Source organism: Streptomyces sp. NPDC001536, from assembly GCF_042894505.1.
Lineage (GTDB): Bacteria > Actinomycetota > Actinomycetes > Streptomycetales > Streptomycetaceae > Streptomyces.
On record NZ_JBIAVQ010000001.1, the window covers coordinates 590,965 to 617,013 of the forward strand.

General features: G+C 64.0%; 22 protein-coding genes. 5 read left to right on the plus strand and 17 right to left on the minus strand.

From position 1 onward, the window contains the following. Positions 1-227: 227 nt before the first annotated feature. Positions 228-1,790, plus strand: coding sequence for a recombinase family protein (locus ACFY0U_RS02715; RefSeq protein ID WP_388630416.1), 1,563 nt, complete (start codon positions 228-230; stop codon positions 1,788-1,790). Positions 1,791-1,992: 202 nt separating this feature from the next. Here ACFY0U_RS02715 and ACFY0U_RS02720 read toward each other — a convergent pair whose 3' ends face one another. From ACFY0U_RS02720 to ACFY0U_RS02735, 4 genes are all read right to left on the minus strand, one after another. After that, positions 1,993-3,363, minus strand: a complete 1,371-nt coding sequence (locus ACFY0U_RS02720) for a replication initiator (RefSeq protein ID WP_388630419.1) — start codon at positions 3,361-3,363, stop codon at positions 1,993-1,995. 295 nt (positions 3,364-3,658) lie between these two features. Continuing rightward, entirely contained in the window at positions 3,659-3,856 is a 198-nt protein-coding gene (locus tag ACFY0U_RS02725; RefSeq protein WP_388629125.1) for a hypothetical protein, read from the minus strand. Next, positions 3,853-5,154, minus strand: coding sequence for an FtsK/SpoIIIE domain-containing protein (locus tag ACFY0U_RS02730; protein WP_388629127.1), 1,302 nt, complete (start codon positions 5,152-5,154; stop codon positions 3,853-3,855). Before ACFY0U_RS02730 ends, ACFY0U_RS02725 begins: the two co-directional genes overlap by 4 nt. Beyond that, positions 5,154-5,501: a hypothetical protein gene (locus ACFY0U_RS02735; RefSeq protein WP_388629130.1), complete on the minus strand. Its 348-nt coding sequence runs from the start codon at positions 5,499-5,501 to the stop codon at positions 5,154-5,156. Before ACFY0U_RS02735 ends, ACFY0U_RS02730 begins: the two co-directional genes overlap by 1 nt. Before the next feature lie 165 nt (positions 5,502-5,666). Here ACFY0U_RS02735 and ACFY0U_RS02740 point away from each other — a divergent pair, with 165 nt between their 5' ends. Next, positions 5,667-6,446 (plus strand): GntR family transcriptional regulator, encoded by a 780-nt coding sequence (locus tag ACFY0U_RS02740; RefSeq protein WP_388629132.1) that lies wholly within the window; start codon positions 5,667-5,669, stop codon positions 6,444-6,446. Positions 6,447-6,853: 407 nt separating this feature from the next. On the opposite strand, the gene ACFY0U_RS02745 is transcribed toward ACFY0U_RS02740, so the two are convergent. Together ACFY0U_RS02745 and ACFY0U_RS02750 are read right to left on the minus strand one after the other, a co-directional pair. Next, positions 6,854-7,159 (minus strand): hypothetical protein, encoded by a 306-nt coding sequence (locus ACFY0U_RS02745; protein WP_388629135.1) that lies wholly within the window; start codon positions 7,157-7,159, stop codon positions 6,854-6,856. A gap of 309 nt (positions 7,160-7,468) precedes the next feature. Beyond that, entirely contained in the window at positions 7,469-8,023 is a 555-nt protein-coding gene (locus tag ACFY0U_RS02750) for an ATP-binding protein (RefSeq protein ID WP_388629138.1), read from the minus strand. A 207-nt stretch (positions 8,024-8,230) separates the two neighbouring features. On the opposite strand from ACFY0U_RS02750, the gene ACFY0U_RS02755 reads away from it, so the two are divergent. Continuing rightward, complete coding sequence (locus tag ACFY0U_RS02755; protein WP_388629139.1) at positions 8,231-9,604, plus strand: sporulation protein; 1,374 nt, start codon at positions 8,231-8,233, stop codon at positions 9,602-9,604. 3 nt (positions 9,605-9,607) lie between these two features. Here the strand turns inward: ACFY0U_RS02755 and ACFY0U_RS02760 are convergent, their stop codons facing one another. Both ACFY0U_RS02760 and ACFY0U_RS02765 read right to left on the minus strand, forming a co-directional pair. Further along, a complete protein-coding gene (locus tag ACFY0U_RS02760; protein ID WP_388629143.1) occupies positions 9,608-10,522 on the minus strand; it encodes a phosphotransferase enzyme family protein in 915 nt (304 codons plus the stop codon). Between the two features lie 274 nt (positions 10,523-10,796). Beyond that, positions 10,797-13,847, minus strand: coding sequence for a TIR domain-containing protein (locus tag ACFY0U_RS02765; protein WP_388629146.1), 3,051 nt, complete (start codon positions 13,845-13,847; stop codon positions 10,797-10,799). A gap of 738 nt (positions 13,848-14,585) precedes the next feature. On the opposite strand from ACFY0U_RS02765, the gene ACFY0U_RS02770 reads away from it, so the two are divergent. Next, a complete protein-coding gene (locus ACFY0U_RS02770; protein WP_388629149.1) occupies positions 14,586-15,026 on the plus strand; it encodes a TIR domain-containing protein in 441 nt (146 codons plus the stop codon). A 2-nt stretch (positions 15,027-15,028) separates the two neighbouring features. Next, positions 15,029-15,448: an HIT family protein gene (locus tag ACFY0U_RS02775; protein WP_388629152.1), complete on the plus strand. Its 420-nt coding sequence runs from the start codon at positions 15,029-15,031 to the stop codon at positions 15,446-15,448. A 4-nt stretch (positions 15,449-15,452) separates the two neighbouring features. Here ACFY0U_RS02775 and ACFY0U_RS02780 read toward each other — a convergent pair whose 3' ends face one another. The 9 genes from ACFY0U_RS02780 to mrdA all read right to left on the minus strand — a co-directional run bounded on the left by ACFY0U_RS02780 (position 15,453) and on the right by mrdA (position 25,955). Continuing rightward, complete coding sequence (locus tag ACFY0U_RS02780) at positions 15,453-15,884, minus strand: hypothetical protein (RefSeq protein WP_388629155.1); 432 nt, start codon at positions 15,882-15,884, stop codon at positions 15,453-15,455. Positions 15,885-16,101: 217 nt separating this feature from the next. Continuing rightward, positions 16,102-17,055: a hypothetical protein gene (locus ACFY0U_RS02785; RefSeq protein WP_388629157.1), complete on the minus strand. Its 954-nt coding sequence runs from the start codon at positions 17,053-17,055 to the stop codon at positions 16,102-16,104. Further along, entirely contained in the window at positions 17,055-17,378 is a 324-nt protein-coding gene (locus ACFY0U_RS02790) for a CU044_2847 family protein (RefSeq protein WP_388629159.1), read from the minus strand. The genes ACFY0U_RS02785 and ACFY0U_RS02790 overlap by 1 nt, the downstream gene beginning before the upstream one ends. Positions 17,379-17,923: 545 nt before the next feature. Then, positions 17,924-18,334 carry a hypothetical protein gene (locus ACFY0U_RS02795; RefSeq protein WP_388629162.1) on the minus strand — a complete coding sequence of 137 codons (411 nt, stop codon included), beginning with the start codon at positions 18,332-18,334 and terminating at the stop codon, positions 17,924-17,926. A gap of 266 nt (positions 18,335-18,600) precedes the next feature. Then, positions 18,601-18,792 carry a hypothetical protein gene (locus ACFY0U_RS02800; protein WP_388629165.1) on the minus strand — a complete coding sequence of 64 codons (192 nt, stop codon included), beginning with the start codon at positions 18,790-18,792 and terminating at the stop codon, positions 18,601-18,603. A gap of 1 nt (position 18,793) precedes the next feature. Next, positions 18,794-20,764, minus strand: a complete 1,971-nt coding sequence (locus tag ACFY0U_RS02805) for a TIGR03960 family B12-binding radical SAM protein (protein WP_388629167.1) — start codon at positions 20,762-20,764, stop codon at positions 18,794-18,796. A gap of 82 nt (positions 20,765-20,846) precedes the next feature. Continuing rightward, positions 20,847-22,349: a CHAD domain-containing protein gene (locus tag ACFY0U_RS02810; protein WP_388629170.1), complete on the minus strand. Its 1,503-nt coding sequence runs from the start codon at positions 22,347-22,349 to the stop codon at positions 20,847-20,849. Between the two features lie 166 nt (positions 22,350-22,515). Next, positions 22,516-23,712, minus strand: coding sequence for a rod shape-determining protein RodA (rodA, locus tag ACFY0U_RS02815; protein WP_388629173.1), 1,197 nt, complete (start codon positions 23,710-23,712; stop codon positions 22,516-22,518). Further along, on the minus strand, positions 23,709-25,955 hold the full coding sequence (gene mrdA, locus ACFY0U_RS02820; RefSeq protein WP_388629175.1) for a penicillin-binding protein 2: 2,247 nt from the start codon (positions 25,953-25,955) through the stop codon (positions 23,709-23,711). Before mrdA ends, rodA begins: the two co-directional genes overlap by 4 nt. Positions 25,956-26,049: the final 94 nt, after the last annotated feature.

Genomic DNA, 26,049 nt, shown 5'->3' on the forward strand with positions numbered 1-26,049 from the left:
CCACCAGGGAAGGGCCCCACACATCCCATACCTCAGTGAGCGTGCCCAGCCGGAGCCGACGCCGCGTTCTTCACCGTCAACGGCAGCAGCTTCTTGCCCGTGGGTCCGATCTGGATGGACGTGTCCATCTGCGGGCATATGGACACACTCTTAAAACCAGCTCTACCTTCGTAGACATGGGGACACGCACGCGGAAGCGCACAGCAGCCGACCAGAGGCAGTACTCAGTGGAGGCCGAGTGGACGGACGCAGATCTCGCACTCCTGAAGGAGCTCAAGGCGGCTGAAGCCTTACTGCCCGAGGACGCTCCGCGGGCTCTCTTATCTATCCGCCTGTCTGTACTGACGGACGAGACCACATCGCCGGTCCGGCAGGAGCTTGACCTTCGCATCCTGGCGAGGGAGCGAGGCTGTCGAGTCGTCGGCGTCGCTTCGGACCTGAACGTGTCCGCAACGAAGGTTCCGCCCTGGAAGAGGAAGGAACTCGGGGACTGGCTGAACAACCGCACCCCCGAGTTCGACGAGCTCTTGTTCTGGAAGCTCGACCGCTTCGTCCGTCGCCTCTCCGATCTCTCGACGATGATCGAGTGGAGCCTGAAGCGCGGGAAGAACCTGGTCTCGAAGAACGACAGCCTTGACCTCACAACGACCGCCGGAAAGATCATGGTCACGATCATCGGCGGCATCGCCGAGATCGAAGCGGCCAACACCTCAACCCGCGTCACAAGCCTCTGGGACTACGCGAAGACCCAGGAAGACTGGATCATCGGCAAGCCGACGTACGGCTACGTCACGGCTGAGGACAAGTCAGGCAAGCTCGTTCTCGTCATCGACCCCAAGGCTCACAAGGCACTGCACTGGGCTCGACGCATGGCACTTCGAGGGCGCTCCGCCAGGTTCATGGTCCGCTGTCTGAAGCGGTCCGGCCTCATGAGCCAGGGACTCACTGTGGCAACGCTCCACCGTCGCCTCCGTAACCCTGCTCTCCTCGGCTACCGAGTAGAAGAGGACAAGAACGGAGGACAACGGCGCTCGAAGCCGATCCTCGGCAAGGACGGCAAGCCGATCAAGGTTGCTCCCCCGATCTTCACCGAGGAGGAGTTCGAGACCCTCGGCGCCGCTCTCGACAAGCGCAAGAAGAACCAGCCTCCGCGCCGTGTCGGAGGAGCGACGCAATTCCTCGGCGTCCTCCTGTGCGCCGACTGCAAGACGAACATGACCGTGCAGAACACGAGCAACAGCTTCGGGAAGTACCACTACCTACGGTGCCGCAACTGCAAGAGCGGCGGACTCGGCGCACCCAACCCCGAGCGGGTGTACGAACGCCTTGTGGAAGACGTGCTGACAGTCCTCGGTGACTTCCCGGTCCAGGTCCGCCAGTACGCCGAGGGTGCCGAAGTACGTCGGGAGATCAAGCGCCTCCAAGAGTCCATCGCTCTCTATATGAAGGAGCTCGAACCCGGGGGCCGGTACACAAAGACCCGGTTCGCGAAGGAGCAGGCAGAAGCGACGCTCGACAAGCTCATCGGAGAGTTGGAGACCATCGACCCCGAGACGGCGAAGGACCGATGGGTCAACGTCCACGGCGGCAAAACCTTCCGCGAGCACTGGCAGGAAGGCGGCATGGAAGCCATGGCCGTAGACCTATATCGAGTCGGCATCCGATGCGAGGTCACCCGGACGAAGGTGCCGAAGGTACGCGCCCCGCAGGTGCACCTTCGTCTGCTGATCCCGAAGGACGTACGCGAGCGGCTCGTGATCCGGCAGGACGACTTCGCGGAAGCCCTCTGACACGACCCGACCCGACACACGAGCAGAGCCGCCTTCCCGATGCACACGGGGAGGCGGCTCTTCGTCTCACTCGAACCACGATGCGGGATCGAACGGTGTTTCCGTGCCGTCGTCGTCCACGATCACGATCTCGCTTTCGATCAGGCTCGTGCCTCTCTCGTCCGAGCAGCGAGGCAGGGCCGAGCGCAGCGGAGGTTCAGGGTCAGGAAGAGCGGTTATCAGCCCCACCTTCCTCCTGACTTGCCTCCACCCTGAGCCGCCGGGACTCTGCAAGGTCCTCCGCGATTCCGGCCGCGATGAGTGCTGCGCCAGAGGTGTGGCCGGAGCCGACGTAGCGCCAGAGCCGTTCGGTGACCGCGTCGGGCATGTCGGTATGACCCTTGTGGTCGGCGCGTTCGGCGCGGAGTGCTGCGTACGTCGTGGAGTAGGCGCGCGACTTGGTGAGGATGTGGCCCCGGTAGCCGAGGGTGTGAGCCCAGGCGCGGAGGCGTAGGGGCGCGTACTCGGGGAGGCCGCCGAGGCGCCAACAGGTGCGCATGAGGATGCGAACGTGTTCGCTGACGGGGGCTATGTCGATGTCGGCCCACCTCATGAGCGGGTGGTCGGTGCCGGCGCCTGTTTCACTCGCCCCCTTGGTGACGTACTTGGCTACGTACGCGGCGACAGCGTCATCACCGGGCCCATCGCCGTCGATGCGCAGCGGCCGCGCGTCGACTTGGGCGCCCCAGCGGAACTCCAGCTCTCCAACGGCCGGGCTGTAGGAGGTGCTGACCACGGCCCGCCTGGCGGAGGCGCGCACTGCGTCGATGAGCCGTTCCGCCGTACCCCATGCCGGGGGTTCGTCGTCGGGTCCGCTCGGGCCGTCGAGGCGAATAACGGCATGTACGTGAACGGCCGCCCGCTTCTGGTACTCAGCAACGCGAGCAAACGACAGTCGCGCATGCCTGCCGAAGCGGGACTGTACGAGCCCAGCGGAGGAAGCGAGTCTGCGTCGCAGACCGATGACGAATCGGTCCCACAGCTTGCTGGCGTGCGCGTGCCAGAGGACGTGGGCCGCGTAGTCGTAGCAGTCAAGGCAGAGCGGTTGGCCGACGTGGGAGTCGGTCGGATCGTGCACCGCGCCACAGCCATGGGATCTGCCGTGCTCGCAGGTACCGCCGTCACGACGAGGGCGGCACAGTTCTCCGGCCCGGTGAACGGCGCCGAAGGACGGGGCAGTGAGGGTGACGAACAGCCGAGGTCGATCGCGGACTGTGGCAGGGACGTCCTTGCCGCCGATGAGGCCGGCGCGGACGAGATGGAAGGTGTCCCCGGCGTGGAGGCGGGAGCACGCCGGGCAGACGGTCGCGCGTCTGTTGCGGCAGCGGACGAGGAGACGTTCTCCGGGTTCGTCGTGGGTGTTGTAGTGGTGGAAGATCTCGCCGGTATCCGCGTCCAGGGTGGTTGTGGAGCCGGAGAGGTGGACGGGGTGAGCGCAGCCGCCGGTTGCAGTGATCTGCTCCAACCAACGGGAAAACTTGGGATCTTGGGCGATGCGGATTGCATCGCGGTCTGCTTCAGGGAGCTGACGCAGGCGCGCCGCGCGATCGAGGACGGCGCGCCTGTCAGCCGGAGTGAGGTCCGGGGTGATGGTGGTGACCTTCCGGGGTGGGCCGCCGTAGCGGCACGAGTGATGGTTGGTGGCGCGTCGTCGGTCATGGGGATCACTCCCTTGCTTGGTCCGGCGGGTGGTTCGGTCAGCGGATGGTGCCGGTCCCCCGGCAGACGCGGCAGCGGTGCAGCCGTCCCGTCCAGGTCCTACGGGCTCCGTCGCCCTTGCAGTGGGGGCACCTCACGCGAGGCATGGGCATGGCGTACGTCCTTCCTGCCTAGAAGTGGGAGAAGCCGCTGACAAGCCAGGTCATGAACCCGTTGACCGTGAGGCTGACGGGGGTCTGGCCGAGGTACATGCCGAACAGGGCGATGCAGATCGCTTCCCAGGCCCGGACGTCACGGGAGCGGACGAGAAGAACGGTGATGATCCCGAAGAGCAGCACGAGCGACACGGCTACACCGGCGTTGATCATGCGGAGTCCCCTTCGAGCGTCGCGAACGCACTGGTGAGAAAGGGCAGTTCAGGAGCCGTGGCCGCGTACTTCCTTGAGAGGGATACGGCTTCCTCGGTCGACGTGAGGTGCGAGCGGGCACGGCTCCAGCCGCCGTCCGGTCCGGTGCAGACGGCCACTCCCCGCTCCTGCGCCGTGATCGCTTGGGCCACGGCCACCGCGTCCTTGTTCAGGTCACCCAAGGTCATCTCGGCCGTGCCGGGGTCGTTGACCCGATGGCAGATCCGGCCGCCGAGTTGGGCCCGGAGCGCGGTGACCCCGGAACCGAGGTCGGAGCCGACGCGTTGGCCGGCGACGACCAGGTGCAGGCCGAGCGCGGCCCCGAGCTGGGCAAGCCGGAGCAGGAGCGTGGAGCACTGTTCGGCTTCCGCCTTGCTCTCGCGGGTGCCGTCGGACAGGTACAGCTCTGCGATCTCGTCGACGATCACGACGACGGGTATCGGCCGGAGCTTGTCGGGCAGTTCCCAGATCGAGCGGACGCCGGCCGCCCGGCATGCGCTCATCCGGTCCTGCATGTCGACGACGAGTGCGGTGAGGATGGCTACCGCTTCGCGTCGGCACGTGGCCAGCGCGCTCAGCCGCCCGGAGAACAGGCCGAGTTCCATGCCTCCCTTGCAGTCGATGCCGACCAGGGCGACGGGTTGCGGCGCGAGTTGGGTGATGAGCCGGGCCAGCAGGGTGGACTTGCCGGACCGGGTCGCCCCGGCGATGAGCCAGTGCGGCACGAGCCGCAGATTCATGACCCAGGCTCCGCCGATCTCCAGGGCGCCGATGAGAGCGGAGAGCAGTTCGGTGGGTGCCGTGGCCAGGCCGGGTCGTTCCAGGGGGTCACCGGCCATGGCCGCCAGTAAGACGACGCCGCGTTCCGGAGAGGTGACCCGCACCGCGTGCACCTTCCACGCGTGCACCAGGGCATCGGCCGCTTTCATGTACGTCGCCGGGGTCTGGCCCGCGTGCAGCCGCACAGTCACGGTCAGCCCCACGCGGGTAGCCCGCGGGAACGACGCCCGCGGGGGTATCGGCCGTACCGGATCGCCCTTGACCAGCAGGTGGCCCACCAGCGTGCGCGCCGGAAGGCGGGACACGGACAGGTCGTTGAGCAGGGCGACTCTGCGCCAGGTGAACAGCACTCGGCAGGCGGTCGCCGGGTAGCCGACGACGTACCAGTGCCAGGCCGGACGATGCCGCCATACCAGGTCGCCGACGACCATCACCCAGGCCAGTGCGGCCAAGGCGAAGGCGAGAAGGATTGGCCCCATCACGCCTCACCACCCTTGGTGCGCGCGACAGCACCGTGCACGGGCGTGATCGCGTCGGCGCGGAAGCTGATGCCGTGCCGGTCGCCCATCGACCAGGCGAACGCGGTCAACCCGGTGACCCTGACGATCTGGCCTTCCTCGATGCCCTTCGGCTCACCGCTCACGGCGATCTCGATGACGGAGATACGCCGTCCGTCCTGCCGCACGGTGACGGCCACGGTGTAGACGGGGTTGCCGTCCCGGTCCTTCTTCACCTCCTGTGTCTCGAAGTTGCTGATCTTCACTTCGGGCGCGATGGCGCACCGCAGTACGCCGAGTCGCTCCGCGTCCACGGGAATGGACTGCATTGGTGTTGGCCTCCTTGGCCGGTCAGAGCGCCAGCCAGATACTGACGTCACTTGTCCTTACGAGTTATGACTATGGAGTTCTGTACGGCGAGAGTGCAACTACTTATGCTGACGAGTGATGTCGCGCGTGCGACGTGCCTATGACCTCAACCCGGAGATGCCGAGATGACGGAGATCCAGCGCCCCGGAGCCCTCTATCAGCAGGTGGCTGCCGCAATCCGCGAAGCGATCTTGTCCGGGGAATTCGCCCCGGAATCGCTCCTGCCATCGGAAGCCCAGCTCATGGCCCGCTACCAGGTCTCCCGACCCACGGTCCGCAACGCCATCGCCGCACTGCGCGCGGAAGGGCTCATCGATGTCCGGCACGGCAAGGGCAGCTTCGTCCGCGCCGACCATGGCCCCGCCACCGACATCTCCCGCTACGTCGGCAAGACGCCGGCCGGGCACTTCACTCTGTACGGCGTAGCCGCCTGGCAGCAGACCGAAGAGCCCACCACCTACCGCACCCACGCCACCGAAGCCACCGCCCACCAGCTGGAACTCAAGTTGGAGGACGCACTGTTCGGCTGTGACCGGCTGCTCGCCGACCCAGCCACCGGGGCCCGTGCGATGCACCGCACGCTGATCCCCTTCATCATCGCCAACACGGTGCCCGCTCTCGCCGATGCCCCGGACGCCGAACCGGCGACGGTGTACGCGCTGCTGACGAAGGCCGGCCACGAGCTGTGGTGGTCCGAGACGGTCCGCGCCCGCATGCCGCTGCCCGACGAACGCACCGCGCTGCGCCTGCCCGACGCGACCCCGGTCCTGCACGTCTCCCGGGTCACCTGCGGCAACGACAGCGACGCCCTGGTCCTCGAAGAACTCCGCATCGGAGCAGACCGCGCAGCACTCGGCTACCGGATCACCGCCGAAGAGGAACCCGCCCGACCCGGCAAGGCGTGACCGCAGGCAGCAATCGGTCGAAACCCTCTTCACTTCCTCAAGGGCGCGCCTGCGGCGCGCCGGGTCGCCCGGCCGCCCCGGCCGGGCGTGCGGCGTGACCGCCGGTCCCGGCCGAGCGCCGGACGCCCCACACCGCAGCCGGCCAGACGAGTCGAAGCGTCGACTGGCCGTCGAGGGACGGGGCGTGGGTGGCTGGGGGTCGCCGGCCTCCGAGACTTTAGGCAGCTCCCATGGGGCGAGCCTCGAAGAACAGGGGGCCGATCGGGCTCTTGCGGGCAGGTCCAAGGACTGCCCGATCTGCTGACGAGCGTAAGGCCCCCTGTTCACTCGCCCCATGGCAGCTACCGCCCAAAGTCTCTGCGGCCGGCGACGTGCCCATGTGCCCCGCTCACCAGGGGAAAGGCGCCTCATGCCGCACCACCATTGCCGTCGGCGAGCGTCTCCAGGAGTACGGCGAGCCGGTCCACGGCGTCCGGCCAGCCCGCCAGGCGTACGACCCCGCGCCCGTCCTCGTTCGTCGAGGCGACGGCACGCACGTCCGACAACTCGAAGCCCGCGCCCAAAAGAGCCCGGTTCAACCGGTCGGCCGACGCGCGAGCCACACGCCATCCCGCGATGTAGTCGACCCCAGACACCCACAGCGCTGAGTCCACGCCTGCGATGTCCAGACCGTCGCCCAGTCCACCCTCATCTGCGCCAGACACCTTGCCCACCTCTGTCCCGATCGAGGTAACGGATCGTCAACTTCCTTACTCCGGGGCAGAAATGCAGCACGACGGCCCCGGTACCATCAGGCACCGGGAACCGTCGTGTTCCCAGCCGGGCCACCCTTCGCTTTCCAGGGCTGATGGGGTGGCCCGGCGTCGGTTTTAGGTTGTAGAGCGCGGCCCCTCCGGGAGGGGAGCCCCCGGTTGTACGAGAGGCCGCGCCCCTAGCCGGAGTGGTCAGGCTCCAGCCGGTGACCGGATCGCCGCCCACTCCTGATCGCGAAGGAGTCGATCAGGGCGACAACCCGGCTTCTGTCAGGCCGAGTTCTCGACCCACAGCCGGTCGAGGTCCAGACGGCACCACACCGTCTTTCCTCCGTTCGTCCCCGGCGACCACCACACCGCGTCGGACAGCCGCTGAATGATCAGCAGGCCGCGCCCGCGGTCCGGCAAGAGCGCCTCGGAGAAATCGCCCGCGAGCTCAGGCGATACGAACTCACCCACCGCAAGCTCAGGCGGTGTCGAGTCCTCATCCGACACCCCGATCACGAGCACCTCGGGCCACGTCATCAAGGCCACATCGATTCGCCGTCCGGCACCGGGCCGCGCAAGGCAGCCATCGGGCACTGCGTGATGTACGACGTTCCCGACCAACTCCGACACGACGAGCTGCGTGACATCGACCGCGTGACCCAGCCCCCAGGTACGGAGGTACGAGCCGGCCAAGTCCCGCGCGGCCTTCGCGCAGTCCGGCGACTCGGCGAAGAGCGTCAGCGCCCGGAAGTGCCCGTTGGCCGGGTCATGCACCGAACGGCGCGGAGCAGCCGCCGTCGAGACGTTAGCCGTGCGTTTGCTGTGCTGCGTTTCCACCGCGTTCCCTCCCGAGCACTGTCGGGCCGTGCAGCCCGTCGACCAGTGCCGAACAGTGAACGACGCGGGAGGTCCAACCGGGAGTGTCCACCAGGGGGTTCACGTGAACACCGGCAAATGCAAAGGGGGTTCACCGATGAACCCCCTAGCGCGATACTCCTGTGACAGGATGAACACTCGCCGTCATTCTCGGGTTGGCAGGGGAGCATGAGCCGAGATCCGAACGCGAAGTTAATCGCCGCCATGAACGAAGCGCAGGTCTCCAACAAGGGCCTTGCGAAGCGGATGAAGGACGCCGGCGCCCAGCGCGGCATGAACCTCGGAACGACGCACGTCGCCGTGCAGCGATGGCGAGACGGCGCAGGCATCCAGCCCCAGACGGCGGCGATCATGGCGGAGGTCCTGAGCGCCAAACTGGCCCGCAGGATCACCCCCGGCGATCTCGGATTCTTCGATCACGCAGAGCGGGCAACGCCTCAGCCAATCGGCTACCCAGACACAGTGGCCGACGTGCTGTCCACGCTGGAACACCTTGCCGACCAGCGTGCCGAGGCTCCAGCCTCCGACCAGCTGACCATTGCGGACGGCGACCTCAGCGCAGCAGTTCTGTCCTGGATGATCACCCGCCCCGATGGCGTCCAGGTGGACAGACCCAGCAACCAGCGCATCGGCATGCGCGACGTCCGGGCAATCAAGGACGCGGCCGGGATGTTCATGCAGCTCGACTTCAAGTACGGCGGAGGCCACGGCCACAAGGCATTGCGCCACTACTTCCGCCACGAGGTCCTGCCCCTGCTGGACGCCAGCTACAGCGAGAGGGTGGGCACCGCGTTATTCGGCGCAGCCGCCGAGGTCTCCCAATTGCTCGCATGGACCGCGTACGACACCGGAAACCACCAGCTAGCCCACCGCTACCTGACCTCCACGCTGCGCCTGTCGCAGGTCATCGACGACCGCATGTTCGGCGCCCGCATCCTCGGCAACCTCAGCCACCAGGCCAACTACCTCGGTAACCACGCCCAGGCCATCCAGCTCGCCCGCGCCGCCGTCGAGGGCGCCAAGGGCCGTGCCACCCCGCGCGCTATGGCGAACTACTCGGCCATGGAGGCCCGCGCCCTGTCCAACGCCGGCGACCGCATCGCAGCTGGCCGCGCCATGAACGAGGCAGAACGCCACTTCGAGCACGCCGACACAGGCGAAGACCCGGCATGGCTGAGCTACTTCGACTCGGCCGAGCTCATGGGCGAGCTCTGCCACTGCTTCCGCGACCTCCAGATGCGCCGCGAAGCCGTCGAACAGGCCCAGCGCGCCGTGGACAGCACCGACCCGAAGTACGCCCGCACATTGGGCTTCTGCCGCATGGTGCTCGCCCAAAGCCAGCTACTCAACGGCGAGTTGGAAGCCGCCGTCACAACAGCCAGCCTGGCCATGGACGGCGGCGACACACTCCAGTCGACACGCTTCCAGCGCTACGTGGCCGACTTCCAGGTCGAAGTGAGCATCCACGCAGCGAACCCGACCGTGGCCGCCTTCAACGACCAGGTGCACGACGCACTCGCCCGCCTGGAGGACGACGAGTAGCCCCTACCAGGGCCGCCAGTCCCGGGGCGCGTCATCGTTGCGCAGACCGGCGATGCGCCGGCGGTACTCCGCCGCTGTCTCCTCATCCTCCTGCACGTTCTGCATGAGCCACGTCGTCATGCCGAACTCTTGCAGGCCACGCAGCGTCTCGTACCCGTGCCAGTCGTACAGGTCCCGCCCGTACGCGGCCACGAAGTCGGCGTACTGCTCATCGGTCTGCCACCCAAGGCTGTGGTGCTCCACGGCCGTGACCATCAGGTCCCACTCAGGGTGGTCGTAGCAGAAGGCCTCGAAGTCGATCAGGACCACTTGCCCGCGGTCGTCGACCATGAGGTTCTGCACGTGTGCATCCCCATGCACAGGCCCCTTCGGCGTCTCGAACCGCAGCTCCGCATACTTGTCTTGCAGCTCCCGCCACCGCTTACGCAGGAAAGCCTTGTCATCCTCCGGGATCAAGGCCCGATCCATGCGCAGTTCCTGCTTGTCGAAGGGCTCGAACGGAGGCAGTTCGAGGCCCTCCGGCAGCGTCAAGGCGTGCAGATCCCGCAAGACAGCGCCCAACTCCCCATAGGTGGCCTTGCGGTCGCCCTCAACGATCAGATGCCAGAACGTCACCGGGTGGCCATCGATCAAGAGAGGTTGCTCAAGATCCTCAACGATCCGAGCGGCTGGGAACTCTTCCTCCGCCAGCCACCGAGAGACAGCGACTTCCGTACGAGCCTTCGGCAGCCACTCTTCCCCTCGGGCCACACGCACGATCACCGGCGCCGAGGCCAGCCGGAACAACGCGTTCTCCCCGAGCCGGATCAACTCCGCGCCTCTGTCATCGAGCCCCGCCGCCCGACACGCGGTCACCATCACCCGCGTAGCCCCCGCCGACGTGAACCCTTCGTCCGATCGAGCAGCGTCAACCGCCATGCCCGTACCAGCTCCCCTAGTCGCGCGCGATCAACCAGCGCACGTCTACGGGTGACCAACCCGACGTGCGCCAGACACGACACCGACCGTACCCATCTGTGAGCGACCGAGGCGAGAGCCCGGCTCAACCCAGGGATTGCCAGACACAGGAGCATGGAATGGCTTCGCCTCAACGCGACAGCGACACTCCCTGAACCTAGCGAGCGCCGGAATCCTCTTTGAGTAACTCCCCAATGCGACCCGCCAGGAATTTCCCGCACAGGATATTGTCGAGCTACGCCTGAACACGCATTGGCGTGAGAATCGCATCAACCAAATTTCGCAGGTTTTCACCACCAATATCATGACCTCGCATATCAATGATTGAATGCACTCCGAGAAAGGGAGGAATCTCAATCGATCCTGCCCCAGGAAGCAGTACTGGAATCACCCGGAGGAAAGTACCCTTTTTCCTCCGGGTAACGGCCTGCTGAAGCAGGGCATGGTATTCCTGCTCCTGCCAAGGTCCAAGCGAGTTAGGACCTACAGCTACGATTGCGCACGGGACAGAGTCAATTATCGATTCAATCTCTTGAGTGTGCCGGTCTCCTCCCACCATCTCGTCATCGTCGATCCAAGTGATAACGCCTTGCCTTCTCAAATTCTGATTAAGCGCCTGAACAATCCCACGGTCCACGCTGTTGTAGCAAATAAATACATGATACTGCTCGATTTCCCGGCGCAGGCTATAACTGGTCAGCCGCTGCTGACGAGCCTGTTCATGGACAGCTTGCCGAACCAACCTTGAAGTTTTGCCATCCTTTACGGCTGAATCCCTGACGAGATTATCCATGTTCATGGTTACTCCACATACAGGGCAGATCAGTGTCTCGTGTCCTAGATTCGATCTCCGCTCGACCACTTCAGGAGGGAGCTGGTAGTCACACGAATAGCAGGTATATATACGCTCCCTCAAAACGGTTCCCGCAAGCGCCAACTTGCGCAACTGGAAATCGACATACCGAAGAAACGAGAGTTTCTGCTCGGCAGAAACTCCAGGACCAAAGAAGACCAAGATTCTCCCGGCAACATCATCACGGTTCGGCTCATAGTGCGCAGCAAGGCCGCAGAAACTCTCCGTGTCGAAGCCGAAAATTGCAGCATTCTTAAAGAGTCTGTAGTTGGACCCAAACCCCAAGGAATTAATGAGCAATACCGTCACAGTTGAATAGATTGCAGACACATGCCCTTCGAATTTGAATATAACCTCAATGGTGTATCCATCTGGATAATCGGGAAGGTCGGTCCGCAGCTCTGACGGAAAGACAATCATCTGCCCTTGTTCGGTCGGAACCCGGAGCGCCAAGCCTCGTCCAACGACTTCCTCGACCGCCGTGACCAGCATGGCTTGTTCATCACTCGCTCGGGTTAGGGCCTCGTGCTCGTACTCCCCCCGCAACGCACGCCCCTCATCAATTGCTCCCAAGCCGTCCGGCTCACTGCGCGCGGCGTGTGCCAGCCACGCTACATATGAATCGAGAAGCTCAGGCTGGAGAAGCCATCGATCGCCAAATGAAATGCGCGCGACTAGACCCGTAGCCTCAAGCCTTCCGAGGCAAAGTTCCAGTATCTCCCGCGAAACGGGGCTTCCTGGATTCGAATCGGTAAACCCCTGCTCCAACTCCTCCTGAGTTACGAGCATGGCGCCACGCCGCTTTTCAGAAATGAGATACTTTCTAATTTCCGTAAATGCCTGAGGGGCGGCAACTATAGGGAGAGAATCCCACCGGATACATTGGCTAATAGATTCGATAAGATCAGCTATACCCATTCCCGTTTTGGCGCTGGTCTCGTGAAATTTAGCAATCTTGTTACCCTCAAGGACCTCAGATACCCTGTTACTGCTAACCGAGACGCCGCCTCTGTCACTCCTTGCAGAGATTAGAATTTTGACTAGGGGGGCACCTGGCATAGCCGCCTCATCCAGGGCTTTCGACCAATAAGAGACACCCCGAAATGGCTCACTCTCACTTCGGGCATCGAAAACGATTAGCCCGATCGAAACGTCCCGCAGTGAGAGCTTATGGAAAAGGCGATACCCCGGCTGTCCGGCAAGGTCCCACAACAGTAGTTCCCGCTTCTCTCCATGCTCCACCTTTCCAACCAGGTCTTCAGCATCCAGAGCCCAAACATTTCGGGCATGAGTAGACTCGGTTGGTTGAAATACCTTCCCAGACAAAGCAAGGGATAGTCCTGACTTCCCGACGCCGCTATCTCCAACTAGAACAATTTTTGCGTTTCGATAGTGCGATATAGATCCGGGGCGCGAAAACGGGAGAGAGTCAGATAGGCTGCATATGCGAACTTCGTCATCTCCATGGTCTATGAATGTGACATCAAACGTGTTCGGCTGCAGGCCAACGAGCTCCTCTCGGCCCCAGGCGTCGGAGGCAGACTGCTCATGAGAGTACGTGCCAAGCATTGAGAAGGTACGTACATCGATGATGTGAATCGTGCCATCGCCAGCATTGGATGCCACGACGTATTCGCCGGCAGCTGTAGCTGACACTGTGGCAAATGTATCCCCTGTGGGGTTCTCATAGATGTTCAAAAGGGCGCCAGAGCTGCTCCAAATCTTCAGCGTCCCATCCAATCCACTGGTAACAATCCTGCCATTCCGTAGATGTGCAAGATCGCTAACAGTGAAGTCATCATGAGGTGAACGAATTAATTGATCGATCCGAGCCTCGGGGACCATAGATTGGTCTCCTTCAACATCGAATGGCTCCTCGACAACATGGTTCACCTCTCCATTGGAACCTAGAGAATCTTCTTGCAGTTCAATGAAGCGGCCAGCGTCACGGTCTACTCGCCTCCAGATCGCCATCGCATCCTTGGACAGACTGACGATCTGGTCGTCCTCTCCCCACTCCAAATAGACGCTTCCTGAGTGGGCATCACACCAGGAAACCTGAGCCATCGTGTCAAGGTCGAGGACCTCTACGCCTCCCGTTGCGAACCCGACTGCGAGCATGGTTGCATCTGGTGCCCATGCTAGGTCCGAAATATCTTCCGGGAAGGATAGTGATTCTTTTTCTACTTCATGTCGCGCATCCCAAATATGCACCTTTCCCTTGTCCATTGAGGCGAATAGGGTGCTGTCAGGGCTCCAGACGCCGCGCCACCCTTTGACGGGATAATTTTTCCGAACCTGCGTCTCCATATCAATTATGCACAGTTCACCGCCCGCCAGACTTACAGCCAGATTAAGCCCATCTGGTGACCAGGTACATGAAGAGATCCTCTTAGTGAAGGCCAAGCGCTGTCGTGGAGCAGGAATTTTCATGGAGAGATCCTATTTCAGTCTTCTCGAATCGACCAAGTTGAATAGTTCACCTGATGTATAAGTGGAAGCCGTTCGATAGTTCGGGAAGGGGCAGGCCCTGTATAGAGCCCCAAGCAGCGAACGAACTGCTGTGTGGCAACACTAGTAAGGCATCGCTCCGTGATTCCGGTGCCTTCATGCAGGTGGTTGGCTCGGCTAATTCACGAACGTGCGGCGCGATCCTGCGCACTCTCTGATCTACCTGGTCTTCAGTTGGCTCCCGTCCCGACGCCCGTTCTGAACGCAACCAAGTCGTGTACCACCACTGATGAGCGCCGCAAGCTGTCGTAGGAATCATCTTCTGCAAGTAGTCTCGGCATCTACGTCTCGTCCTCTGAACCAACTGTTGCTTCAAGGGAACAGCCTAGGAACAAGCTCGCAGCTATGCGGACAGAATCAGAAAATTTTCCACACCAGTGTCAGGATGACTCCAGGGAGGTTGACACTCGCGGTTGATGATGACCCCGAACGGATCCGCCTTGGCACATGGGTTGCTCCCGACAGGTTGATGGGCCGGGTACGGTTGGTCGCCCTGTCGCTAGCTACTGCGGGAGAAACAACATTCACCGCATGCGGAGTCAACTTCCCTGCCGGCGCTGCGTACATCGCCAGCGTCAGAGTAGGCTGGGTGCACCGTAAAGCAAAGCGATCAAGTGTCGCTACTGGGCGACTCGGAACTTCCGCTATGAAAGAGAGACTGTGGCCCGTCGAACCTTCTTCAGCTTCCACTATGAGCGCGACGTCTGGCGCTCGTCAGTGGTTAGAAAAAGCGCCGCGCTCAAGACAGATATCAGTTCCGAGTTTATTGACGCTTCTCTCTGGGAGGAGTCGAAGCTCAAGGGGGATGGTGCGCTCCGTGAACTCATTAATGATGCCCTCTACGGGACAACCGTTACCGCAGTACTAATTGGCGCAGAGACCCATAGGCGCCGCTGGGTGAAGTATGAGATTTCCCAGAGCACTGCACGGGGAAACGGGATATTCGGTATTTATATTCACAATATTCGCGATCAGAATGGCGATCAGGGTGCTAGAGGGGTCAATCCGCTCGATTCTCAGTACATGACTTACGACTGGATCAATGACAATGGGTACGACAACTTGAGTAGGTGGGTAGAAACTGCCTATCAAGAGAGGTAGATATGGAGGAATGTGATTTCTGTTCTATCGCGTCAGGGAGAGCTCCAGCAAACGTCATCTGGGAGGATGAAGCGAGTCTGGCTTTCTTCCCTCTTCGTCCTGCAGCCGTTGGCCATACCCTGGTCATCCCGAAATCTCACTACGAGGATCTCTTTGAGACTCCTCAACCAACACTGTCTAGCCTCATTCAGGCAGTTACGCTGGTGGGTCGTGGTTTGCGAGCGGCCCTAGGTCCGGACGGTCTGAACGTAATCAATTCTGCTGGTGAGGCGGCTTCTCAAACGGTATTTCATGTTCACGTGCATGTAGTGCCCCGATGGCATGGCGATCACTTTGGTGATATTTGGCCGCCGAACGATGCCTACGCGAGTGAAGTTAAGGATGAAATCGCAGAAATGGTGCGGCAAACACTCAGCCCTTAGCAGTTCAAACAATTCCACCGACAATGAAGAATATATCGATCATGGCTAGCGTGCCATAGAAGTTCACCATAGTGTGTGATCGAATAACCTTTCCCCACGGGACATCAGCATGATATGACTGCACATTCATCGAGAATAGCTCGACGGTAACACTAGGTTTCCGAACGTCGTCGTAAAGTTTACGAAATAGCCTTTCCTGCCTCAGGAAGTAACTGTCAAGCAGCCAGAATCCGACAATGGGAATAATTCCAGCAGCTGCGATCTTCCAGTTCGGGCTGTTCACTGCAACTCCAAAAAATACCCCCGCAACAGTCATCGTCCACCCTTTGATCAGGAAGGAGCCGTTGCCAAGTCGCGACACGATCGCCTGGATAAATTCAAGATGCTTTATTTCTTCCTGGGAAATGGAAGGAATACTGGAGCCGCTCGAAGACATGCCAATCTCTCATACCTTGATGGCGCTGGAACGCGCTTATTGAATAAGTCTACAAAATGGTCGGTGCACAAGAGAAAGTCTGCGGAGAGGAGTGCGGGAAGGGAATTAGCCAACGCAGTGTGCCCTGGGCCGTGATAGTTAGCGACGGGAGCAGGATTCGAGCCTGTCGCGAAAGGCCAACAGGGTTGGCCACCAGCACCCTACAGATCTGAGAAAGTCATTCGTCGGTATCCGGCGTCGCTAGATCGGCGGGTGGCAAGATGATCGTCTCCTTGCCGGGGCCGGCGACGATCTCCCATCCGTCCACAGACTTGACGGACACATGTATCGCGTGTTCGGCGACGTGGTCGTTTAGTCGGTTCTTGATTTGCTGAGCAGCACTCGCTACCGCCCCCGCTGCATACACCACCTGGTACTCCTCCGGAGTCCGCTCAGTTACAACTCGATATCTAAGCGCGCTCTGTTGTGGTATCGGCAGGCTGGCAATCAATGCGTCAATTACTGCCCTATGGGCCTTTCGCTCGGCCTCAGCATTCGGGCTTTGCCTCACCTGAAGCATCGGCGCCGATGAGTCCACGCGCTCGAAAATAGTACGCAGCACGCTCTCGTGGCGCCGCGTCAGAACCAGTACTTCTTCCAGGATCTCACTCGCATCGCGGACCGGTGTCGAGACGACTGGCCTTGTAGGTTCATTCCTCGCCCGCTCTAGAGCCACAGCTAGCTGTGGCCAAAACGCGTCGAAAGTTGCTTCCAGATGAGGATCGCTCAGGTCTTTGAGATTCGCTTGATCTCGGATAACACGGACCAAAGTCAGGACGTCCTCTCTGCTTTCGCTGGAGGCCGCCTGGAATTGTGCTAGAGGCCCAATGAGATCTTTGGCTGGTAGGTCCAGCAGGAAAGGGATAACCCGTGACTCCCCAACGGCCCTAGCTAGTGCACCCGCCTCGAAGTTGATCCACGGAGCCTGGCTGTTCCCGCGTGTGACGCAGATGATCCCGAACGAGGTCTGTTCCAGCTCGGAAGCGATCACCCCGAATCCTCTGTCTCCCTTCTCAATGTCCAGTGACGAGACGACCGGGTCGACGGCCTGAATGACGAACTTCAGCCAGGACCTGAGCGCTTCGGCCATCAGTTTCGACTGAGGCCCCGACCAGCTGATGAATACCTTCACTACTCCGACTCCCGCGCTTTCCAGCTGAGAGTGACCTCGAAATGGGCGTCGGACGACGTCTTTGCCACCACGGCCTGGCCGCTCCCGGTCACCTTGATCCCAAACTGGATGGTCACTTCGTCTGGCCGCACATCTCGCATCGCGCGCATGGCAGCCGCTGCAGCTTCGCCTACCGGACGGAAGACATGGTCGAAGCTGGCGACAGGTTGGTCAGGGCGAAGCGACCTGAAGTCGTCCTCCCTGGGCTCGATCTCTACACTCACCTCATCACCACCGGAGGTGTACGTGACGAACTCGTCTCCCAATATTCTGCGAGCGCTCAACTACCCCAACTCCTCTGCACCGTTGCTAGGCAAGCACAGCCTACGGATCTCTGGCTCTACTCGGGAGGTCCTGGTGCGTCTGAGCCAGTGATGGACTGCCCTTACCCCGGTTCGTCACCATGCTCCGGACACCCTCAATCAGGTCAGGCAACCTCATCGCTGGTACAAAGACCTCGTTCGGAACGAGACCTCAACACGGTGCTATTAACTTCGCCATCCTCACCCCGTTGGGATTCGCCGATGCCCCCTACATTCGAACGTCGGGCGGCCATGGGGTTCGGGTCCAACCCGGCGACATCCGCTTCGCCATCGTTCGAGCGCTACGTCACCACAGCCTGCATGCCGGCGTCACACCTGGGAAAATTTCCACAGCGCCCGCACGGCTCGGCCACCCGATCGAGTACCTTCCTCTTCTTCGCGGTCTGACCGATTTGTGCAGTTGTGGCCATCGGTGGGCTGCGGGCTGCGCGAGCAACAACAACCCGCTTGCGGCGGAAGTAGCCTCTGCTCGCCGTAGCGGGTCGCTTCAGGCTCCACCGACCTGCTCAGTAGCTGGCGGTGCGGTTGAAGCTAGTGATGTTGAGCTTGATGCCCTTCACGGTCTTGAGCGTCGTCGGGTATTGACCCCGAGTGGTCTGACCGGGCTGCACGTCGGTCTCCCACTGTGAGCCGTTCTCCAAGCGAGTGCCGCTGGCGTCGACCGCCTCCCACTCCCACGAGTAGTCGGACTTCGCGCTGCTGCTGTTCTTGATCGTCCAAGCGAGCCAGATATTGGCGAAACCGGCTTCCGAGCGGTCGTCCAGCTGGAAGCTGATGAGGTCAGCTCGTTCCCCCTGGGGTGCCTGAGTCTGATCCTGCGACGTCTTCGCGGTAGTGGCCGTGCTGGGCGCTGGAGTGGTGCTCTCATCGCTATCCCTCACCGCGATCACCAGCACGGCAATGACAATGACGACCACCGCGGCCAGTACGCCGGCGCACCCCCAGAGACAGCCACGGCCTCGCTGCCTCTTCTGCGGCGGCCCAGGAGGAGATGCCCACTGCCCAGAAGGAGGCGAAGCTTGGCCCGGGCTTCCCCACCGAGGACTGCCCCCAGGCGGCTCACTCGCTGCCATGTCGCCTCCTCGGTAGCGGATACCGCCACGCTAGGAAGCCATCGAGTACCTCGCGAACCAAAAGCAGCCACTCAGGCGACAGCAGCCGAGTACGGCACTCTCCTGGGCTCTCAACCCCTCAGACCCTCCACCTCGGAGTGGACAGCCGTCGAGCCCCCAGGGGGCGGCAGAGGCGTTCTCGGCGTCTCCTGCACGATCGCCTGCCGCCCGCTCTGCGCACCGAGCGCCCTCAGGGCAGCAGCCGTCTCTTCCTCGCCGCCGCCCTCCAGGGCCTCCACCATGCGCCGCAACACCTCACTCACGTCAGTGAGCGTGTCCGCTGGTCGGAGCGTCCTTCTTGACCGTCAACGGCAGCAACTTCTTGCCGGTCGGGCCTACTTGTGGCCATGTATCGAACTGCGGGCACACCCCACAGTCGAAGCACGGCGTCCACCGGCAGTCCTCGACCTCCGTCTCGTCGAGCGCGTCCTGCCAGTCCTCCCAGAGCCAGTCCTTGTCGAGGCCGGAGTCCAGGTGGTCCCAGGGCAGGACCTCCTCGTAGGAGCGCTCGCGCGTGGTGTACCAGTCGACGTCGACGCCGAAGTCGGCCAGCGCCTTGTCGGCGCACTGCATCCACCGGTCGTACGAGAAGTGCTCGCGCCAGCCGTCGAAGCGGCCGCCGTCCTCGTAGACCGCGCGGATGACGGCGCCGATCCGGCGGTCGCCGCGGGACAGCAGGCCCTCCACGATGCCGGGCTTGCCGTCGTGGTAGCGGAAGCCGATGGAGCGGCCGTACTTCTTGTCGCCGCGGATCTTGTCGCGGAGCTTCTCCAGGCGGGCGTCGGTGTCCTCGGCGGAGAGCTGGGGCGCCCACTGGAACGGGGTGTGGGGCTTGGGGACGAAGCCGCCGATCGACACCGTGCAGCGGATGTCGTTGGCGCCGGAGACCTCGCGGCCCTTCTGGATGACGTTCATCGCCATGTCGGCGATCTGCATGACGTCCTCGTCGGTCTCCGTCGGCAGACCGCACATGAAGTACAGCTTCACCTGGCGCCAGCCGTTGCCGTAGGCCGTGGCCACCGTCCGGATGAGGTCCTCTTCCGAGACCATCTTGTTGATGACCTTGCGCATGCGCTCCGAGCCGCCCTCGGGAGCGAAGGTCAGGCCCGAGCGGCGGCCGTTGCGCGTCAGCTCGTTGGCCAGGTCCACGTTGAACGCGTCGACGCGGGTGGACGGGAGGGACAGACCGATCTTGTCCTCCTCGTACCGGTCCGCCAGGCCCTTGGCGATGTCGCCGATCTCCGAGTGGTCGGCCGACGACAGGGACAGCAGGCCGACCTCCTCGAAGCCGGTCGCCTTGAGGCCCTTCTCGACCATCTCGCCGATACCGGTGATGGAGCGCTCGCGCACCGGGCGGGTGATCATGCCGGCCTGGCAGAAGCGGCAGCCGCGGGTGCAGCCGCGGAAGATCTCGACGGACATGCGCTCGTGGACCGTCTCGGCGAGCGGGACCAGCGGCTGCTTGGGGTAGGGCCACTCGTCCAGGTCCATGACCGTGTGCTTGGACACCCGCCACGGGACACCGGACCGGTTCGGTACGACACGGCCGATCCGGCCGTCCGGGAGGTACTCCACGTCGTAGAACGCCGGGATGTACACCGAGCCCGTCTTCGCGAGGCGGAAGAGGACCTCCTCGCGGCCGCCCGGCCGGCCCTCCGCCTTCCAGTCACGGATGATCTTCGTCATGTCGAGCACGGCCTGCTCACCGTCGCCGATGATCGCCGCGTCGATGAAGTCCGCGATCGGCTCGGGGTTGAAGGCGGCGTGCCCGCCGGCCAGCACGATGGGGTCGTCGATCGTGCGGTCGCGGGACTCCAGCGGGATGCCCGCCAGATCCAGCGCCGTCAGCATGTTCGTGTAGCCCAGCTCCGTGGAGAAGGACAGGCCGAACACGTCGAAGGCCTTCACCGGCCGGTGGCTGTCCACCGTGAACTGCGGGACGCCGTGCTCCCGCATCAGCGCCTCCAGGTCCGGCCACACGCTGTACGTGCGCTCGGCGAGGACGCCCTCCTGCTCGTTGAGGACCTCGTAGAGGATCATGACGCCCTGGTTGGGCAGGCCCACCTCGTAGGCGTCCGGGTACATGAGCGCCCAGCGGACGTCCGAGGACTCCCACGGCTTGACCGTGGAGTTGAGCTCTCCGCCGACGTACTGGATCGGCTTCTGCACATGCGGGAGCAGAGCTTCGAGCTGCGGAAACACGGACTCCGCGGCCGCAGCGACTTCGGCAGGCATCTCACGAACCTTCGTGGTGGGCTGTACTGACAGGGGTGACCATCTAGCGTAACGCGATCGTGGACCACCCCCGTCCTTCCGCTCAGACCTCCATCGCGCCCTTGATCGACGGCCACGTCACGGGCAGATCCAGCTCGACCAGCTCGGCCCGCCGCTCCTCGCGCCCGTACAGCACTCCGTAGGTGAACGCGCTCTCCCGCGCCGCGTGCGCCTGACCTGCCAGTTCACGCAGGGCCTCGCGGGTCATCACGCTGTCCTGGTGATCGCCGAGCAGCCCCTGGAGGGACTTCATCGACCGGACGAGATCGACCGCGGGCTCGCCCAGCGCCTTGGCCGCCGCCTCCGCCGAGTACCTGGTCCGCTTGCACTTCTTGCGCGCCTCGTGGATCGCGAGGTCACGGTCGGCGCCGGGCGACAGCTCCAGTGCCTGTTCGACCAGCTCGGTCAGCTTCCCGAAGTCCTTGCGTACGGCCCTGGGGATGACCTTGGACGGCCTCCCGCCGGCCGCCTTCAGCAGCGGTGGGCCTGCCACCAGGGCGTCCAGGGCGGCCAGCAGGTCCAGGTACCGCCTTCCGTCCAGTACGGCGATCAGGCGGCGGCGTGATCCGCCGCTGCGGGCGTGCGACCAGGTGCGCAGGCGGGTGCGGACCGGGCCCGTGAGCACGGCGCGCGGCAGCTCGTCGAGGGCCTTGGTCAACCGTTCCGTCAGGACCTCCTGGTCCCGGTCCACGCCCAGCTCACCGGCGAGCCACTTCAGCTCCTCGCCGATCGGGTCGGTGACGGTGCGGTCGAGGATCTTGCCGTAGGACTTGAAGGCGCTGCGCATCCGCCGGGTGGCGACCCGCATGCGGTGCACGGAGTCGTACACGTCCCGCCGGACGGCCGGGTCGAGCTCGACGATCGCGTCCCGTTGGGCGCGGAGGTAGGCCATCACATGGTCGCCGGCGGTCTCCGGTGCCTTCCTGGCCACCTTCCGCCGTTTCACTCCGCCGGTGTCCGCCAGTGCCCGCGCCAGTTTCGACGCCGATCCGGAGGGCCGTACGCCCGCCTTCTTCAGTCGTTTCTCGACCTTGTCGAGGAAGACCGGGTCGCCGCCGTCGGCGAGCTCGACCTCGATCTCGGTCCACTGGACGGTGGCGCCGTTGCCTCCGGTGAGCCGCTCGGCGCGGACGGCGTCCACGCTGACCTCGGCGAGCAGTACGCCCTCGGCGTCGACGAGATGGCGGACGTCCCGGTCCGAGCGCAGCCGGACCACGGGGAGCAGTTCGGCGTCGCGGACGCGCGAGCGGACGAGGCCCGCGAGGGTGCGGGGGACGGTGTCGGAGAGCGGTGCCTGGATCTCGTCCCGTACTCCGGGCGAGACGGGGAACTTCAGATGCCAGCCGGCGTCGGCGCCGCCGGTGCGGCGGCGCAGGGTGATCGAGGCCGCGATGAGGTCGTCGTCGTCGGTGTCGTAGTAGGTGGCGTCCAGGTGGGCGACACCCTTGTCGATGACGGCTGCGACCCCGGCGACGCCGGTGAGGTCCGGCAGCCCGCTGTCTTCGGACTCGTACTTCCGCTCGATCTCGCGCTTTGTGTCCGCCATGAACTGAATCTAGACGGACTCGGGGCGCGACGGCAGTGGGCGCCGACCGTGAATCCCGGGCGAACTGCCGGGGATCAAGAGGTGAGCAGCGCTCGCATCGCCTCGCCCTCCCCGTCGAACTCGGGCCGCCAGGCACCCTCCTGGCTGACCTCCCCCCGCGGCAGCGCTACGCCGACATCGGCCGCTGCACCCTGATCGACTGCAACAAGCCCACCGCCACCCACACCGAGAACATCGACGAACCGCCGTACGACACGAACGGCAGCGGCAGACCGGTGACCGGCATGATCCCCAGGGTCATCCCGATGTTCTCGAAGGACTGGAAGGCGAACCAGGCCACGATTCCGGCGGCGACGATCGTGCCGTACAGCTCCGTCGTCTCGCGGGCGATACGGCAGGCCCGCCACAGGACGACACCGAGCAGCAGGATGATCAGGCCCGCGCCGACGAAGCCCAGCTCCTCCCCCGCCACCGTGAACACGAAGTCGGTCTGCTGCTCCGGCACGAACTGGCCGGTGGTCTGCGAGCCGTGGAAAAGACCCGAGCCCGTCAGTCCGCCCGAACCGATCGCGATACGCGCCTGGTTGGTGTTGTAGCCGACGCCGGCCGGGTCGAGGCTGGGGTTGGCGAAGGCGGCGAAGCGGGCGATCTGGTAGTCGTCCAGGACGCCGAGCTGCCAGACCGCGAGCGCGCCCATGGTGCCCGCGCCGAGCAGACCGAAGACCCAGCGGTTGGAGGCGCCCGAGGCCAGCAGCACACCCAGCACGATGATGACCATGACCATGACCGACCCGAGGTCGGGCATCAGCATGACGATGAGCATCGGGACGGCGGCCAGGCCCAGCGCCTGGAGGACGGTGCGATGGTCGGGGTAGGGCTTGTCACCCGCGTCGACGCGGGCCGCCAGCAGCATCGCCATGCCGAGGATGATCGTGACCTTCACGAACTCCGAGGGCTGGAGCGAGAAGCCGCCGCCGATGACGATCCACGAGTGGGCGCCGTTGACCGTGGAGCCGAGCGGTGTGAGCACCATCAGGATCAGGAACACCGAGGCGCCGTAGAGGATCGGCACGGCTGTCCGCAGGGCGCGGTGGCCCAGCCAGACGGTGCCGATCATCAGGGCGAACCCGATGCCGGTGTTCATGATGTGGCGGAACAGGAAGTAGTACTGGTCGCCCTGGTTGATCTCGGTGCGGTTGCGGGTGGCCGAGAAGACCAGCAGCGAGCCGATCATCGACAGGGCGAGGGCCGCGAACAGTATCGGCCAGTCCAGCCGGCGGGCCAGCGAGTCGCGGGCGAACAGCCGCGTCCAGCCCGCCCGCTCGGGCCCGTAGCCGGAGACGGAGAAGCTGTTGCCGGTCATGTGCACATCCTCCGGCTACCTCGCCTGTGGCGCCGCCTGCGGGTGTTGCGGTTGCCTGTCGCCCTGTTCTCCACGGTCGCCGCGAGCTGTGTCTCGTCCGGCTCGGGCGTCCCCTCCTGGCTCACCCGCTGTTCCTTGGCCGGGTCCTTGCCGACCTTCGGGGACTTGATGGTGCCGTCCGTCTGGACCTTCGGCAGGCTCTTCTGCGGGGTGGGCAGCAGGGCGTTCTTCTTGTTGATGGTGCCGTCGGCGGAGACGCCGTACAGCGCGTTGTAGATGTTGCGCACGGCGGGGCCCGAGGCTCCGGAGCCCGTACCACCCTGGGAGATGGTCATGACGACCGTGTAGTCCTTGGTGTACGTGGCGAACCAGGACGTCGTCTGCTTGCCGTAGACCTCGGCGGTACCGGTCTTGGCGTGCATCGGGATCTCGTCCTGCGGCCAGCCGCCGAACCGCCAGGCGGCGGTACCGCGGGTGGCGACGCCGGCGAGGGCGTCGTCCATCTCGGCCAGCGTCTTCCGGCTTATGGGCAGCTTGCCGTGCGCCTTGGGCTTGATCTCGTCGACGGTCTTGCCGTCCGCGCTGACGATGGCCTTGCCGACGGAGGGGGTGTAGAGGGTGCCGCCGTTGGAGATCGCCGCGTAGATGGTGGCCATCTGGATGGGGGTGACGAGGGTGTCGCCCTGTCCGATGGAGTAGTTGACGGAGTCACCGGCGCGCATCAGATTGCCTTCGAGGCAGTTCTCGTACGCGATCTGCTCGGCGTACGAGCCGCCCTTCTTGCCGGTCTTGCACCAGGCGTCCTTGTTGGCCTTCCAGTAGTCGAGCTTCCACTGGCGGTCCGGGATACGGCCGGTGACCTCGTTGGGCAGGTCGATGCCGGTCTCGGCGCCGAGGCCGAACTGGTGGGCCGTCTTGTAGAACCAGTTCTTGGCGTCCTTCTTCGGCTTGGTGCCGCCGTCCCTCTTCCACTCCTCGTGGGCGAGCCGGTAGAAGACGGTGTCGCAGGAGACCTCCAGGGCGCGGCCGAGGCTGATCGGGCCGTATCCCTTGGACTCGAAGTTCTTGAAGACCTGGCCGCCGATCGAGTACGAGCTGGAGCATTCGTAGGGGCCGTCGAAGGAGTAGCCCGCGTTGACCGCGGCGGCCGTGGGGACCACCTTGAAGATGGAGCCGGGCGCCGACTGGCCCTGGATGGCCCGGTTGAGCAGCGGGTAGTTGGAGTCCTTGCCCGTCAGCTTGGTGTAGTCCTTGGCGGAGATGCCGCCGACCCAGGCGTTCGGGTCGTAGGTCGGGTTGGAGGCCATGGCGACGACGCGGCCGGTCTTGGCCTCCATGACGACGACGGCGCCGGAGTCGGCCTTGTAGTTCTCGCCGGTGTTGTCGTCGAAGACGTCGCGGGCCTTCTTCATCGCGTCGTTGAGTTCGTACTCGGCGACCCGCTGGACGCGGGCGTCGATGCTGGTGACGAGGTTGGAGCCGGGCTGGGCGTCGTCGCTGGCGGCCTGGCCGATGACGCGGCCGAGGTTGTCGACCTCGTAGCGGGTGACGCCGGCCTTGCCGCGCAGCTCCTTGTCGTACTCGCGCTCCAGTCCGCTGCGGCCGACCTGGTCGGAGCGCAGATAGGGCGAGTCGGTGTCCTGGGCCTTGGTGATCTCCTCGTCGGTGACCGGGGAGAGATAGCCGAGGACCTGGGCGGTGTTGGCCTTGCCGGGGCTGGCGTAGCGGCGCACGGCCTCGGGCTCGGCGGTGATGCCGGGGAAGTCCTCGGCGCGCTCGCGGATCTGGAGGGCCTGCTTGGCGGTGGCCTCGTCGGTGATGGGGATCGGCTGGTACGGCGAGCCGTTCCAGCACGGCTGGGGGGTCTCCGCGTCGCAGAGCCGGACCTTCTGCATGACCTCCTCGGGCTTCATACCCAGGACGCCGGCGAGCTTGGTGAGGACGGCTTTGCCGTCGTCCTTCATCTTGAGCAGGTCGGTGCGGGAGGCGGAGACCACGAGCCGTGTCTCGTTGTCGGCGATCGGCACGCCGCGCGCGTCCAGGATCGAGCCGCGGACGGCGGGCTCCACGACCTGCTGGACGTGGTTGCCGGACGCCTCCTTCGCGTACTCGTCGCCCTCGCGGATCTGGAGGTACCACAGGCGCCCGCCGAGGGTGCCGAGGAGGGACAGGACGAGGATCTGGATCACGATGAGCCGGATCTGGACCCGTGGAGTCCGACCGGTCTCGGGGATGTTGGTCACTGCGGCTGCCGCCCCCTCTCAGTGCGCCGGGTGGTGTGCGCGTACGAATGATGAACGGCTGACCTGTGAGACCACGTTCCGCCCCGGCAAACCC